16 protein-coding genes are annotated in these 16,067 nt (G+C 44.4%); 9 read left to right on the top strand and 7 right to left on the bottom strand.

The window, feature by feature from the left end; translation table 11 throughout:
• Positions 1 to 585 precede the first annotated feature (585 nt).
• The 5 genes from ACBR23_RS09355 to aroF all read left to right on the top strand — a co-directional run bounded on the left by ACBR23_RS09355 (position 586) and on the right by aroF (position 6,376).
• Positions 586 to 3,222 (top strand): AAA-like domain-containing protein, encoded by a 2,637-nt coding sequence (locus ACBR23_RS09355; protein ID WP_371119030.1) that lies wholly within the window; start codon positions 586 to 588, stop codon positions 3,220 to 3,222.
• Positions 3,223 to 3,256: 34 nt separating this feature from the next.
• The gene (ruvA, locus tag ACBR23_RS09350; RefSeq protein WP_341739046.1) at positions 3,257 to 3,880 is read left to right on the top strand and encodes a Holliday junction branch migration protein RuvA; all 624 of its coding nucleotides are present in this window, start codon (positions 3,257 to 3,259) and stop codon (positions 3,878 to 3,880) included.
• A gap of 181 nt (positions 3,881 to 4,061) precedes the next feature.
• Positions 4,062 to 4,331: a 30S ribosomal protein S15 gene (rpsO, locus tag ACBR23_RS09345; RefSeq protein WP_341734492.1), complete on the top strand. Its 270-nt coding sequence runs from the start codon at positions 4,062 to 4,064 to the stop codon at positions 4,329 to 4,331.
• Between the two features lie 246 nt (positions 4,332 to 4,577).
• On the top strand, positions 4,578 to 5,054 hold the full coding sequence (locus ACBR23_RS09340) for a PAM68 family protein (RefSeq protein ID WP_371115685.1): 477 nt from the start codon (positions 4,578 to 4,580) through the stop codon (positions 5,052 to 5,054).
• Between the two features lie 263 nt (positions 5,055 to 5,317).
• A complete protein-coding gene (aroF, locus tag ACBR23_RS09335; RefSeq protein ID WP_341739048.1) occupies positions 5,318 to 6,376 on the top strand; it encodes a 3-deoxy-7-phosphoheptulonate synthase in 1,059 nt (352 codons plus the stop codon).
• Between the two features lie 96 nt (positions 6,377 to 6,472).
• Here aroF and ACBR23_RS09330 read toward each other — a convergent pair whose 3' ends face one another.
• From ACBR23_RS09330 to ACBR23_RS09310, 5 genes are all read right to left on the bottom strand, one after another.
• Positions 6,473 to 7,537, bottom strand: coding sequence for a TIGR03032 family protein (locus ACBR23_RS09330; protein ID WP_371119054.1), 1,065 nt, complete (start codon positions 7,535 to 7,537; stop codon positions 6,473 to 6,475).
• A 179-nt stretch (positions 7,538 to 7,716) separates the two neighbouring features.
• Positions 7,717 to 8,694, bottom strand: a complete 978-nt coding sequence (locus ACBR23_RS09325) for an Rpn family recombination-promoting nuclease/putative transposase (RefSeq protein ID WP_371119031.1) — start codon at positions 8,692 to 8,694, stop codon at positions 7,717 to 7,719.
• A gap of 5 nt (positions 8,695 to 8,699) precedes the next feature.
• Positions 8,700 to 9,668, bottom strand: a complete 969-nt coding sequence (locus tag ACBR23_RS09320) for an Rpn family recombination-promoting nuclease/putative transposase (protein ID WP_371119032.1) — start codon at positions 9,666 to 9,668, stop codon at positions 8,700 to 8,702.
• A 169-nt stretch (positions 9,669 to 9,837) separates the two neighbouring features.
• Positions 9,838 to 10,182, bottom strand: a complete 345-nt coding sequence (mazF, locus tag ACBR23_RS09315) for an endoribonuclease MazF (RefSeq protein ID WP_371119033.1) — start codon at positions 10,180 to 10,182, stop codon at positions 9,838 to 9,840.
• A complete protein-coding gene (locus ACBR23_RS09310; protein WP_371119034.1) occupies positions 10,179 to 10,421 on the bottom strand; it encodes an AbrB/MazE/SpoVT family DNA-binding domain-containing protein in 243 nt (80 codons plus the stop codon). The genes mazF and ACBR23_RS09310 overlap by 4 nt, the downstream gene beginning before the upstream one ends.
• 314 nt (positions 10,422 to 10,735) lie before the next feature.
• Here ACBR23_RS09310 and ACBR23_RS09305 point away from each other — a divergent pair, with 314 nt between their 5' ends.
• Complete coding sequence (locus ACBR23_RS09305) at positions 10,736 to 13,711, top strand: DUF4347 domain-containing protein (RefSeq protein WP_371119035.1); 2,976 nt, start codon at positions 10,736 to 10,738, stop codon at positions 13,709 to 13,711.
• A gap of 196 nt (positions 13,712 to 13,907) precedes the next feature.
• Here ACBR23_RS09305 and ACBR23_RS09300 read toward each other — a convergent pair whose 3' ends face one another.
• Positions 13,908 to 14,333: a type II toxin-antitoxin system VapC family toxin gene (locus tag ACBR23_RS09300; RefSeq protein WP_371119036.1), complete on the bottom strand. Its 426-nt coding sequence runs from the start codon at positions 14,331 to 14,333 to the stop codon at positions 13,908 to 13,910.
• On the bottom strand, positions 14,330 to 14,737 hold the full coding sequence (locus ACBR23_RS09295) for a type II toxin-antitoxin system HicB family antitoxin (protein WP_341739327.1): 408 nt from the start codon (positions 14,735 to 14,737) through the stop codon (positions 14,330 to 14,332). Before ACBR23_RS09295 ends, ACBR23_RS09300 begins: the two co-directional genes overlap by 4 nt.
• 229 nt (positions 14,738 to 14,966) lie before the next feature.
• Here ACBR23_RS09295 and rpmH point away from each other — a divergent pair, with 229 nt between their 5' ends.
• The 3 genes from rpmH to ACBR23_RS09280 are packed head-to-tail and all read left to right on the top strand — an operon-like array spanning position 14,967 to position 15,913.
• Positions 14,967 to 15,104: a 50S ribosomal protein L34 gene (rpmH, locus tag ACBR23_RS09290; protein ID WP_006632320.1), complete on the top strand. Its 138-nt coding sequence runs from the start codon at positions 14,967 to 14,969 to the stop codon at positions 15,102 to 15,104.
• 40 nt (positions 15,105 to 15,144) lie between these two features.
• A complete protein-coding gene (gene rnpA, locus ACBR23_RS09285) occupies positions 15,145 to 15,549 on the top strand; it encodes a ribonuclease P protein component (RefSeq protein ID WP_371119037.1) in 405 nt (134 codons plus the stop codon).
• On the top strand, positions 15,521 to 15,913 hold the full coding sequence (locus tag ACBR23_RS09280; RefSeq protein ID WP_371115676.1) for a PH domain-containing protein: 393 nt from the start codon (positions 15,521 to 15,523) through the stop codon (positions 15,911 to 15,913). The genes rnpA and ACBR23_RS09280 overlap by 29 nt, the downstream gene beginning before the upstream one ends.
• Positions 15,914 to 16,067 lie beyond the last annotated feature (154 nt).

Here is a 16,067-nt window from a genome sequence, read left to right as displayed (position 1 = left end):
TGCTAATCCATCGGGTAGTTAATCCATCAGGGCGCATCTTTTACCTGCATGAAATTTCATGCGATCTAAGTCAACTTAAAAAAACGCAGATTAACGATATCTCCCACTCAAGCAGTCCTCAGCAAAAAGCTGGGGTTTTTTATTGCCAGCTATGACTGAGCCAGTATTTTCCGTAGAAAGGTACTGGGCCTGAAGGCCAAGGTAGCTGAAAGCAGAAACTTAAAGGTTATAAGTTTCCCCGATCGCATTATACCACCGACTGAATTTTAAAGTATTATTGTAAAACAATGTAAACACACAGTCTAAATACAAAGCTATGTGGGGATTCTCGATCGCGTCCCAGTAAAAATCAACATACTTATAATGTCAACCAGTATAAATAACCACAACGGGTCGGACGACGATCGCTCCATGGGAAGATTTCCTATTGCAAAGATACAGTAAAGATTGAAAATAACCACGATAATTAGTAGATAATGGAGTAATAGAAACCCAAAGTTTCAACTAAATCAACTGGCAAATAACGGAAATTTGTAACCCTTCAATCGGACAAAATAGAGGTGAACCGTCTTGATCGATCAGCAGGTGACAACGGAAATAAACACAACTTATCAATATCAAGTAGGAGGATATCTCCCCGTCAGCGCCCCCACCTATGTCAAGCGGCCCGCAGACGAAGAACTCTACAAACAACTCCTAAACAGGAACTACTGCTATGTCCTCAGTCCGCCACAAACCGGAAAGTCCAGCCTACTGCTGCAAACCGGGAAAAGACTGCAAGCAGAAGGTACATTGATTGCAGCAGTTAACTTGAAAACCATCAGCAATCCCAATATCACCCCGCAAAAGTGGTATGGGGGAATTATGTATCGCATAGCCAGCAGTTTTAACCTCACAAATAGGTTTGATGCTCTCAAATGGTGGAACGACCGCGAACTACTCTCACCGGTACAGCGATTAGAGATATTTATCGAAAAAGTTCTGTTAAAATCACTGAAAAATCAACAAAATATCGTAATTTTCATCGATGACATAGACAGTATTAACCATTTAAATTTCAGTGTTAAAGATTTTTTTGCTTTAATTCTAAATTGTTACAATAAGCGTACCCATCAACAGGACTACGAGCGAATTACTTTTGCCCTGATGGGAGTAACCGTACCCTCAGAATTAATCGAAGACACCAAGTGCAACCCGTTTAACATAGCACGACCAATTCATTTAGACCGATTGGAATTACACGAAAGTTTCCCCCTCGCCAAAGGATTAGCAGTCAAAGCATTTCGACCTCAAAAAGTGCTCCAAGCCATATTAGATTGGACAGGTGGTCAACCGTTTTTGACTCAAAAGCTTTGCAGCTTGGTAGCTGAGTATGGATCTTTCATTGGCAGAAATTGCGAACTAAAAGAAATTGAAAAATTAGCGAAAATTAGAATTATAAAAAACTGGGAAGATTGGGACAAGCCAGAACATTTAACAGCAATTCGCCGAGGCATTTTCCAGAGTTCCTGCGACAGCAGTCGATTGTTAGGGTTATACCAGCAAATTTTGCAAACCCCCGCTTCGGAAAAATTAGGGGAAACCGGGGGAGTAGCTGCGGATTCATCTCCCGAACAAATCGAATTACAAAAATTAGGATTGGTTGTCAAAGATTCGCGGAATAAACTAGCAGTAGCCAACCGGATTTATGAATCAGTATTCAATATTTTTTGGGTAGAAAAAGAGTTGGGGAATCTGGCTCCCTACAAAGCATCACTCACAGCATGGCTGGCTTCCGAACGTCAAGATAAGTCCCAATTATTGACGGGAAAAAGTTTGCAAGCTGCCTTAGATTGGACCGCCAATAAAAAACTAAGTCCAGAACACTATAGCTTCTTACATCCCGATCGAGATTTACCGGAAAAACCAGCAGTGGTTTTGGCACCAATTTCCGAAACTATTACAGACAGTAGTCTTGTCAACCCAGCACCCTTAGAGACTGTTCCAGCTAGCCGCGACGAACAGAAACTGTACAACCACATAATCTCCTGCGTCCAAACAGAATCGCCGGTACAGGTGATAGAGCGTTTCCGGCAGCTATTTATAGATGGTATGGGCTATCCCGATCCAGACATAGAAGCCACTTTGTATAGTATAGTCTCTCTAAAGCGATCGGAACAGGAGTTTAAATACATCCTCCACCGCTGCTGTTACATCCCCATCAACCGATGGCAATTGAATTCCCAATACAAATTGGCGATCGCAAATTTGGTAGGTCTATTTAAGCAAACTTCACCCAGATTTGGGATGGATTTTTACATAGTCAAGTGCTTGCAGCGTCAAATAAATTTATTTACTAAAAGTGAAGAATTTGTCAATTTAGAACGCTTGGTAAAAGCTGTAGAACTAGGCTCGCAACTTCAGCAAAAACAGACTCACACTACCTTGGGAGAAATAATTTTTCGATATCCTTATTTATACGGTTATTCTCTGTTGAGCAAGGAAAGCATTGCAGAAGAACAGCAAACCATCCAACGACTGCAATCTCAAAGGCAACAGCAATTTGAAACCGACTTATCTCTTTATTTAAACTATTTAGTTGCGCCGGGACAGACCGAAATTGGGATTGTAAATCCCGCCCCCAATCCCACGCTTTTGAACGATGCAGAATTACATTTAGCCGTCCGGGAATTTGCTGGAAAGGTGAGTGGCGATCGCACTTACAAAGAGTCGGCTCAGTTATTTTTAAGACAGGCCAGAAATACTCGCTCCTATCAATCATTTAAAGTTGATTTGTATGAATATTTAATCTCAGCGGTGGAACCTGAATACGGCCGACGTCAATTTAGCGGTCGTTTGTACAAATACATCAAAAATACCCTCCGAGAAAATGACTCGATGAAGTTAAATAATTTGTTGTTAGTTCAGACTTGTCATGAATTATTCAATTTTTTAGTAGTGGAAAATGAACACCATCCTAGCCACTACATTTTTTATGACTTAGTTTACAATCTAGGTCCCAGCAGAACCATGGGTTTACTGCTGAAATTGGTACTACTTTCTGGTAAAGTTAAGCCTGATTTGGAAAAGCGATTTTCTATTTTATTCAATCACTATGAAGGGAAAGGCGCTGAGGAAATTATGTGGTTTATCAAATCTTTGGAAAATTTAAATGTCGCTTTTGTGGTGAATTTTGGGAAACCGGATTTGTCTTTCGTTAAACGGAATTTGATTTTGAATTGAAATAACGGTATATTGAGTCGTTTTATACAGATTTATGATTAGCTATCTCAAAGGCACTGTCGCCGACATCAGCAAAGGCAGTAACCGCTTCATCCTGACTCTCGAAGTCAATCAAATTGGCTATGAAATCCAAATTTTGCCCCGCGTGAGTGGTGAATTACCTCCCTCTGGGGAAATCGCCCAAATCTTTACTCATCAACAAGTTAAAGAAGACCAAATTGTGTTGTACGGTTTTGGTAGTGCCACCGAACGAGATTTATTTCGACTGTTAACCAGTGTGAGTGGAGTGGGTGCTCAACTGGCGATCGCACTTTTAGATACCCTAGGATTGCCAGATTTAGTCCAAGCCATCGTCGGCGGCAATACCCGCATCCTCGCCAAAACCCCAGGCGTCGGCACCAAAACCGCAGAACGTTTAGCCCTGGAACTTAAAAGTAAACTTTCACAATGGCGACAACAGGAAGGTTTGACCACCTCAGTCGCCGCCGGAGTACCTGCGGCTATTCAAGAAGAAGTGGAAATGGTCTTGCTGGCGATGGGTTACACCGGGGCTGAAGTCTTGCAAGCGCTGCAAACCCTGAGTCAGGATAGTAATTTAGCAAAAAAAAGTAATGCCGATGATTGGATCAAAGAGGCCATTACTTATTTGAGCCGATAAATCTCAAGAAACCGGGTTTTTCATCCGTATTTAAGACTGGGCGTGCAGTATTTTCGTAAAAAACCCGGTTTCTGCCTCGATGGCTAATCTCGCAAGTGCGATTGCAAATTTGATCGTTTGTGGTTCCCCTGTGATATAATCAGGGATTGTGAGATAGTACAAAAAAACCTAAAATCAATTCATGGCTCTTACACAACAACGCAAGCAAGAAATCATGGGCGACTACCAAACCCATGAAACCGATACCGGATCGCCAGATGTTCAAGTCGCAATGCTGACCGATCGCATCAGCAAACTCAGCGCCCACCTCAAAATCAACCAAAAAGACTTCGCTTCTCGCCGTGGTTTGATGATGATGATCGGCCGTCGCAAGCGCCTGCTGGCCTACCTGCAAAAGGAAAATGTCGAGCGCTACAAAGCATTGATTGCCCGTCTAGGCATCCGCGGCTAAACACCAAAGCCCAAATTTGCGACAATATTCATTAGTCATCTCAATAAAAATCAGTTAAGGGCAGGTGAAATGCCTACCCCACAAGAGTTTTGGGAGATGCCTATTGAATAAATGTCCGAATAAATGTCTGAAATGCCCTGTGGAAAATATAGAAACCACCAAGACGGTTAGGACGTTCTGAATCGCTGAAACTATTACTATACATAGTTAGATTTCTCTTGTTCCTGATTCCTTCTGCTATAAAATATGTCCTCCGAACCACCCCGCCAGCGCCTGCCCTTTGAACCGGCAAAAAATCGTAAAAAAACCCCTAAAAAACCCGCCCAAGCGCAACAAACAAACGCAGCATTAGAACTAAATCCTGCCGATAAGCAGCCCAAAGCCAGCCAAACGAAAAAACAGGACCCATCTATCCCAGAAGTGGTCAGCAAGCGCATGATATCCCGCATAGCGGTATTTTGTGGCGTACCGACACTGTTGGGAATTTCGACATTTTTTGTCAGCTATTTGATAGTCAGCAAAGGCTTGTTTGATTTACCAAACACAGCGGTATTGTTAGTAAGTATGGGTTGTTTTGGTTTGGGTGTACTAGGATTGAGTTACGGAGTCCTGTCGGCTTCCTGGGATGAAGAAATTTCAGGAAGCATTATGGGTTGGGAAGAATTTAATACCAATTTTGGACGGATGCGAGAAGGATGGCGATCGGCTAAATCAAAAAGTTAGTTATTAGTCAGTAGTCAGTAGTCAGTAGTCAGTAGTCAGTAGTCAGTAGTCAGTAGTCAGTAGTCAGTAGTCAGTAGTCAGTAGTCAGTAGTCAGTAGTCAGTAGTCAGTAGTCATTAGTCATTAGTCAGTAGTTAACAGTTAACAGTCAACCAGTTAACAGTTAACAGTTAACAGTTAACAGTTAACAGTCAACCAGTTAACAGCCAACAGTCAATCCGTGTCATAATCCGTGTTTAGCCCAAGAGAGAAGGCCAAAGAAATATGATTATTGTAATGAAAGCCGGTACTCCAGAAGCCGAGATCGATCGCCTCGACGAAGAACTCCGCACTAACTGGGGTTTGTCCCCAGAAAAAATAGTGGGACGCTACAAAGTTGTCATCGGTTTAGTTGGTGACACCGCTGAGCTCGAACCGATGCAGCTTCGGGAAATGAGCACCTCGATTGAGGAAGTATTGCGAGTGGAAAAACCCTACAAGCGGGCTTGCTTGGAGTATCGCCAAGGAGAACCAAGCGCCGTTGAAGTGGCTACTCCCCTAGGAACTGTGACGATCGGCTTGAATCACCCGATCGCGGTTGTAGCAGGCCCTTGTTCCGTCGAAAACGAAGAAATGATTGTCGAAACGGCAATGCGCGTTAAAGCTGCTGGTGCTCATTTTCTGCGTGGTGGAGCTTACAAACCGAGAACTTCTCCCTACGCTTTCCAAGGACACGGCGAGAGTGCTTTGGGGCTGTTAGCCGCCGCGCGGGAAGCTAGCGGTTTGGGAATTATTACCGAAGTTATGGATGCGGCGGACTTAAGTGCGATCGTGGAAGTAGCCGATGTAGTTCAAGTCGGGGCCAGAAATATGCAGAATTTCTCCCTATTGAAAAAAGTCGGAGCACAAGACAAACCAGTTTTGTTGAAGCGTGGGATTTCCGCAACTATTGAAGAATGGTTGATGGCTGCTGAGTATATCATGGCAGCGGGCAATCCCAACGTGATTTTGTGCGAGCGCGGCATTCGCGGCTATGACCGGCAATATACGCGAAATACGCTAGATTTGTCTGCGGTTCCTGTGTTGCGAACTCTGACTCACTTACCAATTATGGTTGACCCCAGTCACGGCACCGGTTGGGCGCAGTTTGTACCTTCCATGGCCTTTGCTTCCATCGCCTCTGGTACTGATTCCCTGATGATTGAAGTGCACCCGAATCCCAAAAAAGCCTTGTCTGACGGGCCACAATCTTTGACACCGGATCAGTTCGACAAGTTGATGGAAGAATTGGCGGTAATTGGTAAAGTCATGAAACGTTGGCCACAAGTACCTGCTTTAGTGTAGGTTATTGAGTTAATAAGGGCGATCGCTATTAGAGCCCGGACTTCCTCAAGAAGTTCGGGCTTTAGCTATGTTGGATTCATCCCCATCCATCAGCGGTTAAAGTTCCAAAGTAATTAACTGAGCAATTTCATCCGTCTGAAAACCCAAAGCCATCGGCTTTTGCACTCCCGGAATCACCTGCACATCATACAGTTCCGTGACAATCCCTTCAAACCGCAACCAATGCACGATCGCACCAGTAGTCAAATCAATCACCATCATCCCACACCGAGCCTCAGCATCTTTGGCTACCAACAACTCATCCAATTCTAAACCGCTAAAAGTATTGTCACCACCCCTCGGTTTCGACAATCCAACAATCGCCCAATTTTGCCAAAATGCCAGCCCTCGGACATATCCCGGACAAAATGCCACAGCCTGAAATTTCCCTGTCTCTAAATCCACATAACCAAATTCCCCTCTACCCGAATTCAACAACCACAATTTATCCTGATACCAGCGAGGAGAATGCGGCATTGACAATCCCGTAACGATAATATCATTAGATGCGACATCAATCACGATACCGCCGTTTTTTCGGCGATCGCGCCAACCATCCACCACATCCGACTGACTCGACGCCGTGACATATTTCGCCTCCCCATCCACCATCGCCAAACCGTTCAGGTGACAGCGGTCTTCATTGATGTATTGTGAGATAAATGGCGGTTTCCAGAGAGGTTTGCAACTGTGGCGATCGCTCAAAGTAGCGATACAATTGAACAACGTACTAATAAAGATGATTTGATTATTTTTATCGACAGCGATATCGTGAATGTCGATATCTCCTGTGGTGTGGGCGATACGGGGTATATATAGGCGATCGTAACCTTGATGCAGTCCTCCCTCCGCCAGCACATTGTCTAATTGCCAAAGTTGATATTTTGAGCTTAGATACAGGCGTTCCGGTGTGCAGAAAAGTCCCATTGCGCGATCGAATATTCGCCAAAAAGCCGAGATTCTGTTGGTTTCCGGCACAGCGCCGATTAACATTAACCTGCTAGTTTGATAGGTAGTACAAGCGAGGCTGATTTGTTGTTCGGTTAACCAAGATGGCAAATCGCGATCGCCAAAAATCTCGTGTTCGTGTACAGTATTGAAATTTGTGTGATCGTTGTTCATAGAATCTGAAGACATATACTTATATAGCAATCCTAAATCATTTGTGAACTTCTTACTCCCTCCCCTTACTAAGGGGAGGGTTGGGGTGGGGTAAAAATCTTTACGACTCATTTAGGATTGCTATATCTATCCAAAATGTAACGCTATAGCTGGTAATCTGAGCATCACCTCAGTCATGCTCAATTAGGGCAATTAGTTTCTAGCCAACTCGATAAATCAGCGACATTCGATATATCGAAAATAGCCTCACCTAACGCCGATAATTGTTCTGATGATAGCATTGACAAACGGTCTTCTATCTCTTGATTTAGTTCGCCTAACCGCCGTTGTAATTGGCGTTGAATCAAATTTACTTGACCTCTTTGTTCACCTCTTTGTTCACCAATTTCTATACCCTCAGCCAGCCCTTCAGCCAGCCCTTCAATTCGCCCTTCAGCCAGCCCTTGGGCCTTACCCAACTCGATCGCACCTATTCTTTCCCGTTCAAACTGTTCCCGCTTTTCCAAATCATCTATTTCCTCTAAACTGAGATTTACGCGATCGGCGATCGTAAAAGCCTTCTCAATTTCCGGTACAATTGACATAGATGCTGGGATCACTTCTAAATCCGGTGCTTTTCGTAAAAAATAAAGCCATTTATCCGTAACATTCGTCAATTCTTCTAGAGTTTTATTAAATTTTGGCAACTCCACAAACACTAACTTTAACGGACTATGCTGATAATTCAGTAGTAACTCATCTTCCTTCAGCGTAAATTGTGAAATCACTTTACTATGTTCCTGAAACATGATAAAATCTGTCACCGCTACACCGATGGCCGCTCTCAATTCTGGATAAACTTCCCCTAACTTCAGTTGATTTACATACATTTTCGCTGTGTTGTAAAGAATCCTTTTCCCAAAAGCAGGTACATTAAGTGCCTGCATTTCAATCAACACATTTTCCCCATTATTCAAGAGAGCTTTCACATCAAAATAAGTAGTTTTTAATCCCGAAATTCTCCCAGGGGCGTAGGGGTCGATAATTTCCAAAGAAGTGATGAAAGTCTCACCTTGATAGACAATTGCATTCAGGAAACTAATTAAAATATCTTGACTTTGATCCGAACCAAAGATTTTTTTAAAGGCATAGTCTGTTTTGGGGTTAATGAATTTCATAAGTGTTACTGAAAAGTATTATTAGTTTCTAGCCAACTGGATAAATCAGCTAAACTAGAAAAGTCGAAAATAGCCTCAGCCAAAGCCGATAACTGCTCTGATGATAGCTGTGATAAACGAGCTTCTATATCTTGATTTAGTTCGCATAATTGTCGTTGTAATAGCCGTTTAATTAGATTTATTTGACCTCTTTGTTCACCTCTTTGTTCACCAATTTGTTCACCAATTTGTATACCCTCAGCCAGCCCCTCAGCCAGCCCCTCAGCCTTACTCAACTCAAGAGCACCTACTCGTTCTCGTTCAAACTGTTCCCGCTTTTCCAAATCATCTATTTCCTCTAAACTGAGATTCACTCTATCCGCAATGGTAAAAGCCTTCTCAATTTCCGGTACAATTGACATAGATTCTGGCACTACTTCTAAATCCGGTGCTTTCCTGAGAAAATAAAGCCATTTATCCGTAACATTCGTCAACTCTTCCAGCGTTTTATTAAACTTAGGCAACTCCACAAACACTAATTTTAACGGACTATGCTGATAATTCAGCAGTAACTCATCTTCCTTAAGTGTAAATTGTGAAATCACTTTACTATGTTCATCAAACATGATAAAATCCGTCACCGCTACACCAATTGCCGCTCTCAATTCTGGATAAACTTCCCTTAACTTCAGTTGATTTGCATACATTTCCGCTGTGTTGTAAAGAATCCTTTTCCCAAAAGCAGGTACATTAAGTGCCTGCATTTCAATCAACACATTTTCCCCATTATTCAAGAGAGCTTTCACATCAAAATAAGTCGTTTTTAAACCAGAAATTCTACCGGGTGCGTAGGGGTCGATAATTTCCAAAGAAGTGATGAAAGTCTCACCTTGATAGACAATTGCATTCAGAAAACTAATTAAAATATCTTGACTTTGATCCGAACCAAAGATTTTTTTAAAGGCATAGTCTGTTTTGGGGTTAATAAATTTCATGGTGTTAGTAAAAAACTCCAGATAAGTGTACTATTGTGGAACAGGCATCTTGCCTGTTCTTAACAGCCTTTTTGGGAGATGTCTATTATATATCCAAAATGTCGGGGCGGGTTCACCAATAATAATTGCCCTAAAACCGATTATCTCATAAACTCGCCCCCACCCAACCTCACAGTAACAACGGCTCAATTTTGATTTGCACCTCCTCAATCACATCTTCAGATACAGACTCAACGAATCGAACACCGCGAATTTTCCAGTCTAAACACTTGATTTGATCCGCAAGAATTACTCCCTGAACTTTCAATCCAGTCGGTAGGAGAACTTCAAAAGGATACCCTTTTTGTTGCTTTGTAATAGGCATAAATAAAGCTAAAGAGCTTTTCTCATTGTAAGCACGAGGCGACAGCACAAAAGCAGGTCTAAGTCCTTTTTGCTCGTGTCCCTTAGTCGGGTCAAAGTCTAAGTAAACGATATCGCCTCGACTCGGAATGTAGGGATTTGATTGTGTCACCAAACTTCATTCCCCACAGCAACTCCACTATCAATCTCGGTATGAAGATTCTCTGGGGTAATCGCCTCAACCAACTCCTCAAGCGAGTACCGCCGACGAGTTATCGGCTCGATCGTCAGCTTACCATCTATCAATACAAACTGCACTTGGGAACCTTCAGCTAAGTTAATCTCTTTAGCTAAATGCTGTGGAATCCTAACAGCAAGACTGTTTCCCCACTTGGCGATCGTCCCAACCATAGCCTAATCCTCTAGTTAGTGATATCACTCTCAGGACTTCACCCTTTGTTTAAGGATGTATATACAGAGTGTCTACAGTATAGCAACTAAGAAAAAGGTTGACAAGTTGCAAGGGGCGGGTTTTACCGACAATAATTGCCTAAAACCGACAATCTCACAAACCCGCCCCACCCAACCGTAAATCAAAATATACCTCTTTAAAGATACAAGACAACACGGCAAGGTCGGAAACTTCATAAACGTTGAAAAATAAAGATGAGTATGCTAAATTAGATTACGATCGCACTAAAATTGAATATCACAAATAATCTATCATGAACAAGCAAATAATTTTCGTAGACCCCTCAGTACGAGATTATCAAAGCCTAATTCAAAACATCGATCGCGCTCAAATTATTATTTTAGATGACAAAGTTAGTGGCATCGCCCAAATTACTAACGCCCTAGCCAATCAAAAAGATATTGAAGCGCTACACATACTTTCCCACGGCAGCCCCGGCAGCCTCAACCTGAGCACAGAAACCCTCAACATCAGTAACTTAGAAAAATTCAGTACCCAACTCCAACAGTGGGGAAAATCCCTCACCCAAAGCGCCGACATCCTATTATATGGGTGTGAAATAGGCGCTTGTGAAACTGGCAAAAACTTCCTTAAACGACTGAGTGAAATCACAGGTGCAGACATCGCCGCCTCAGCAAACCCCACCGGTAGCGCCGAATTAGGTGGAGACTGGGAATTAGAAATACAAACAGGTGCGATCGAAGCAACAGTACCATTTAACCCCAACACCCTCAAAACCTACAGCGGCGTCCTAGGCTTCGCCACCAAAGTTGACTTTCCTACTGGCAATCGCCCCTACTCCGTCAGCATCGGCGACATCAACGGCGACGGCAAACCAGACTTAGCTGTGGCGAACTTCAGGAGCAACAACGCCTCCATCCTGCTCAACACCACCCCCACCGGAGCCACCACCCCCACCTTCGCCCCCGCAGTCTTCTTCACAACTGACATTGGCCCCTACTCCGTCAGCATCGGCGACATCAACGGCGACGGGAAACCAGACTTAGCTGTGGCGAACCAGAGCAGCAGCACCGCCTCCATCCTACTCAACACCACCCCCACCAACGCCGCCACCCCCACCTTCGCCACCAAAGTTGACTTCACTACTGGCACTTACCCCCAATCCGTCAGCATCGGCGACATCAACGGCGACGGGAAACCAGACTTAGCTGTGGCGAACTTCAAGAGCGACACCGCCTCCATCCTGCTCAACACCACCCCCACCAACGCCACCACCCCCACCTTCGCCACCAAAGTTGACTTCACCACTGGCGGTCTCCCCCGCTCCGTCGGCATCGGCGACTTCAACGGCGACAGCAAACCAGACTTAGCTGTGGCGAACTACTTCGGCAACACCGCCTCCATCCTGCTCAACACTACCGCCACGGGAGCCACCACCCCCACCTTCGCCCCCAAAGTTGACTTCCTAACTGGCAGTTTCCCCTACTCCGTCAGCATCGGCGACATCAACGGCGACGGGAAACCAGACTTAGCTGTGGCGAACTCCTTCAGCAACACCGCCTCCATCCTGCTCAACACCACCGCTACGGGAGCCACCACCCCCACCTTGGCTACCAAAGTTGACTTCCTAACTGGCAGTTTCCCCCAATCCGTCAGCATCGGCGACATCAACGGCGACAGCAAACCAGACTTAGCTGTGGCGAACTTCAACGGCGACACCGCCTCCATCCTGCTCAACACCACCGCCACCGGAGCCACCACCCCCACTTTCGCCACCAAAGTTGACTTTCCTACTGGCAATCGCCCCTACTCCGTCAGCATCGGCGACATCAACGGCGACGGGAAACCAGACTTAGCTGTGGCGAACAACGGCACCGACACCGCCTCCATCCTGCTCAACACCACCCCCAAAGTTACTGCTGTCACCGCTACCACTGCTAACGGCAGCTACGGTGTAGGTTCCACCATCAATATCACCGTCACCTTTGATGCTGCTGTCAACGTCACCGGCACACCCCGACTGCAACTAGAAACCGGTACAACCGACCAATTTGCCACCTATGCTAGTGGTAGTGGCGGTACTGTACTCACCTTCAACTATGTAGTGCAACCAGGAGACACCACCCCTGACTTACAATATCTCGCCACAAATGCCCTCACCCTCAACGGTGGCACAATTCAAGAAACCGCTGCTACAGCCTTTGATGCTTTCTTAACTCTCCCCCCCTTAGCCACAGCCAACTCCCTCGGCGGTAGCAAAGCCATAGTTATTGACACTCTTGCACCCACAGTAGCCTTAACATCAACATCACCAACCACCACAAACGCACCATTTTTAGTCACAGCCACATTCAGCGAAAACGTCACAGGATTTAGTACAACAGGAGTTAATGTTGTTAATGGCACTGTTAGTGGATTTACAGGTACTGGTACAACTTATAGTTTTACAGTTACACCAACAGCCACTGGCGCTGTGACAGTTGATATTCCAGCGGCGCGGACAACTGATACAGCAGGTAATAACAATACCGCTGTGGCTCAATTGACTCGCACTAACGATGACTGCATCGCCGACCAAATTGCTTATCCCAATTTAAACAAACCTAATTCAGTTGAAAATACCATATTCGGTGTATCCAACATTCAGATAGGCACTGCCAAAAACGATGAGTTTCTTGGTAGCGACAATGGCAATATATTCAATGCCAAATTGGGAGATGATAACTTATATGGTGGCGACGGCAACGACATCCTGAACGGCAATGAAGGTAACGATTTCATTGTCGGAGGCAAAGGCAACGATTTACTCTTTGGCGGTAAAGGAAATGACATCATTCTTGGCGGTGAAGGTGAAGATATCATCTTCGGAAATAAGGGCAATGATTCTCTGAATGGCTGTGAGGAAAATGACCAAATTTATGGTAATGAAGGTGCTGACTTTATCGATGGTGGTAAAGGTAATGATGCTCTCTTGGGCGGCAAAGGTGACGATATCCTTGACGGCGACTTGGGAAATGATAGTTTGATTGGCGGTAGCGGTAATGATATCTTTGTCTTAAAATCAGGTCAAGGATTTGACATAATCGGTGATTTTACCGTGGGTCAAGATTTGATTGGATTAAGCGGTGGTTTGAGCTTTGGACAGTTGGGAATAACTCAAAATACTCAGGGAACTCTGATCAAAAATGTCCTAACTGGAGAGGAGTTGGGTGTGATGATTGGAGTGAGTGCTAATGTGATTACATCTGCTAATTTTCGGCTGATTTAGGGATACGAAATATCTGGAAAAGAAACCGGGTTTCTGGGAATTACCCACACGCTAAGAAACCCGGTTTCTGAGATGATTTAGATTGGGATACGAAATATCTGAAAAGAAACCGGGTTTCTGGGAATTACCCACAGGCTAAGAAACCCGGTTTTTCGATATATGGTTACACCTATCCCTAGAATTATTGCGTCCAGAACTATGATTGCAATGACCAGTCTTCAAACTTGAATCCATGGATTCTTTCAAAATCTCGGCGATTCCGGGTTAGTAGAATACCACTCTTTGAAAGTGCAATCGCGGCAATCCGTAAATCTTGCGTGCCAACGCGGATTTTTTGTTGCAAAAATTCCATATAATAATGTTGAGCATCTTGATCGAAGTCAAGCAACTCAAAATCGGTTAGATAGTTAATGGTTTTTCGCAGACTTGCATAAGCTGATACTATTTCATCCTCTGATTTAGCTCGTCTGATACGGTTAAGTCGTCCATACATTTGCTCTTCAAATGTAACGATTGTAATGGCAATATCTTTTGAATTAACTGCACTGACACGCTGCACTATTTGTGGATTTCCCTGCTGAAAAAGTGTGGCATGGTCTGTATCAAATATCCACAAAGTCACTTAGCTATTTCCTCCATTGCACTTTGATTTATGGATTCTGCCTCGTCGAGTCGATCGCAATATTCTGCCATTTCTGCATCTCTGTCGCGGCGCAGTTCTGCAATATCTTCTAGCATCTCATCAAAGTGCGGATCATTTTTAAAGGCTCCGGCCCACTTCATTAAATGATTTTCAGCTTTGGGAATCTCTACTGTCAAAGAGACTATTTCGACTCTTTTTAAACGCTCGATCAACAATCGGTGCAAAATTCTTAAAGCTTCTTCTTTACTAGAGCCTGAGCTTCTACACTCTGGCAATTCCCAAACCATTGCGCTGTAAAGTTCTTCATCATGCTGTTCAATCAGAACTTGATAAGTTAATTGAGTTAAAGGATTTGGAGTAGCGGTTAATACTCTGGTATTCATAGTTTGTTGGGGTTGGTTATATTTGGCATTTTAAAACATTGTTTTTATATTTGGTCACATTGTTGCACCATGATCAAATTTAGTTGTTATTGCCGTTCCGTAAAACTAACAACTTTAATCGTCATTATATCACAATCATTAAAAGTATTGCCAAGAAAACAACTCTATGGTACAATTGGAGATTGTGAATATTAATCAAAAGTAAAGTAACCAGCCGGGAGAAATTCAAATGACACAGCAAACCCTGCACGGAACCAGCCGTAAAAGAAAAAGAACCTCCGGTTTTCGCGCCAGAATGCGTACCGCAACTGGTCGATTGGTAATCAAGGCCCGCCGCAGCAAAGGTCGCCACCGTCTCGCAGTCTAGCACTGCACTAAGGTTCACAGACCCGATCGCGCCCGTAGCCATGTTGCCCGAAGCAAACCGACTCAAGCACCGAAAAGACTTCAGCGCCGTTTACCGCAAAGGAATGCGCCGCAATTCCGCTCATCTGAGCTTAAGAGCTCTGCGGAAACCAAAAAGCGCCCTCAAGGCCCAACCGACAGCGGAAAAATCCTTCCAGCCCACTCGCACAGGCATTTCTATCAGCCTCAAAGTGAGCAAACGCGCTGTAGTCCGCAACCGGATTAAGCGCCAGATTCGCGCTGCTTTGCGACAATTATTGCCCCGATTAAAATTCGGTTGGGATTTAGTAATTGTGGTTCGCCCGATCGCACAAGAGTGCAATTATGCAGAAATTCTGCAAGAATTAGAGCAGTTGTTGGTAGAAGCCGAGGTACTAGATGGGAATTCGAGAGGAAGTATATTATGAAGGCGGCCCCGCCCCCGGTGACTTGATCGTTAACTTACTCCTGGCGCTGACTGTAGTGGGAATACCCCTAGCAGTCGGAGCAATTGTCCGAGCTCTATGGCTGCGCTATCGGATCACCAGCCGTCGCGTGTCCATCACTAGCGGTTGGATGGGTGGCGATCGCACAGATGTGATCTACTCAGATATAGTCAAAATTGTGACGGTGCCACGCGGTTTTGGGACCTATGGAGACATGGTGCTGACTCTGAAAAATGGCAGTCGTTTGGAACTAAGATCGATGCCGAAATTCCGATCGGTCTATGACTACATTAACGAAAAACTGCCCCCCGCCGCTCAAAAAACCAACGCAGCTCAAACTAAATAACAGCTTTAACCTCTCTCAAAAAAAGGTTAAGTTAGTGCGAGTATTGGAAAATCCATTATCAAAAAACCGCTAACGGGCGATCGATCGATAGCCAATGTCGTGACGCTCCCATACCAACCATTAGGGTATGGTTAGGGCATCTGAGTCCCGCCTG

The sequence above is a fragment of the Microcoleus sp. genome (genome assembly GCF_041354475.1).
GTDB lineage: Bacteria > Cyanobacteriota > Cyanobacteriia > Cyanobacteriales > Microcoleaceae > Microcoleus.
This window is presented reverse-complemented; position numbering and strand designations above follow the sequence as displayed.

What these genes read in the sequence shown, in the direction of transcription:
- ruvA (WP_341739046.1), top strand. Translation starts at nt 3,257, where the DNA reads ATGATTAGCTATCTCAAAGGCACTGTCGCCGACATCAGCAAAGGCAGT.
- rpsO (WP_341734492.1), top strand. Translation starts at nt 4,062, where the DNA reads ATGGCTCTTACACAACAACGCAAGCAAGAAATCATGGGCGACTACCAA.
- ACBR23_RS09340 (WP_371115685.1), top strand. Translation starts at nt 4,578, where the DNA reads ATGTCCTCCGAACCACCCCGCCAGCGCCTGCCCTTTGAACCGGCAAAA.
- aroF (WP_341739048.1), top strand. Translation starts at nt 5,318, where the DNA reads ATGATTATTGTAATGAAAGCCGGTACTCCAGAAGCCGAGATCGATCGC.
- ACBR23_RS09330 (WP_371119054.1), bottom strand. Translation starts at nt 7,537, where the DNA reads ATGAACAACGATCACACAAATTTCAATACTGTACACGAACACGAGATT.
- ACBR23_RS09325 (WP_371119031.1), bottom strand. Translation starts at nt 8,694, where the DNA reads ATGAAATTCATTAACCCCAAAACAGACTATGCCTTTAAAAAAATCTTT.
- ACBR23_RS09320 (WP_371119032.1), bottom strand. Translation starts at nt 9,668, where the DNA reads ATGAAATTTATTAACCCCAAAACAGACTATGCCTTTAAAAAAATCTTT.
- ACBR23_RS09310 (WP_371119034.1), bottom strand. Translation starts at nt 10,421, where the DNA reads ATGGTTGGGACGATCGCCAAGTGGGGAAACAGTCTTGCTGTTAGGATT.
- ACBR23_RS09305 (WP_371119035.1), top strand. Translation starts at nt 10,736, where the DNA reads ATGAACAAGCAAATAATTTTCGTAGACCCCTCAGTACGAGATTATCAA.
- ACBR23_RS09295 (WP_341739327.1), bottom strand. Translation starts at nt 14,737, where the DNA reads ATGAATACCAGAGTATTAACCGCTACTCCAAATCCTTTAACTCAATTA.
- rpmH (WP_006632320.1), top strand. Translation starts at nt 14,967, where the DNA reads ATGACACAGCAAACCCTGCACGGAACCAGCCGTAAAAGAAAAAGAACC.
- rnpA (WP_371119037.1), top strand. Translation starts at nt 15,145, where the DNA reads ATGTTGCCCGAAGCAAACCGACTCAAGCACCGAAAAGACTTCAGCGCC.
- ACBR23_RS09280 (WP_371115676.1), top strand. Translation starts at nt 15,521, where the DNA reads ATGGGAATTCGAGAGGAAGTATATTATGAAGGCGGCCCCGCCCCCGGT.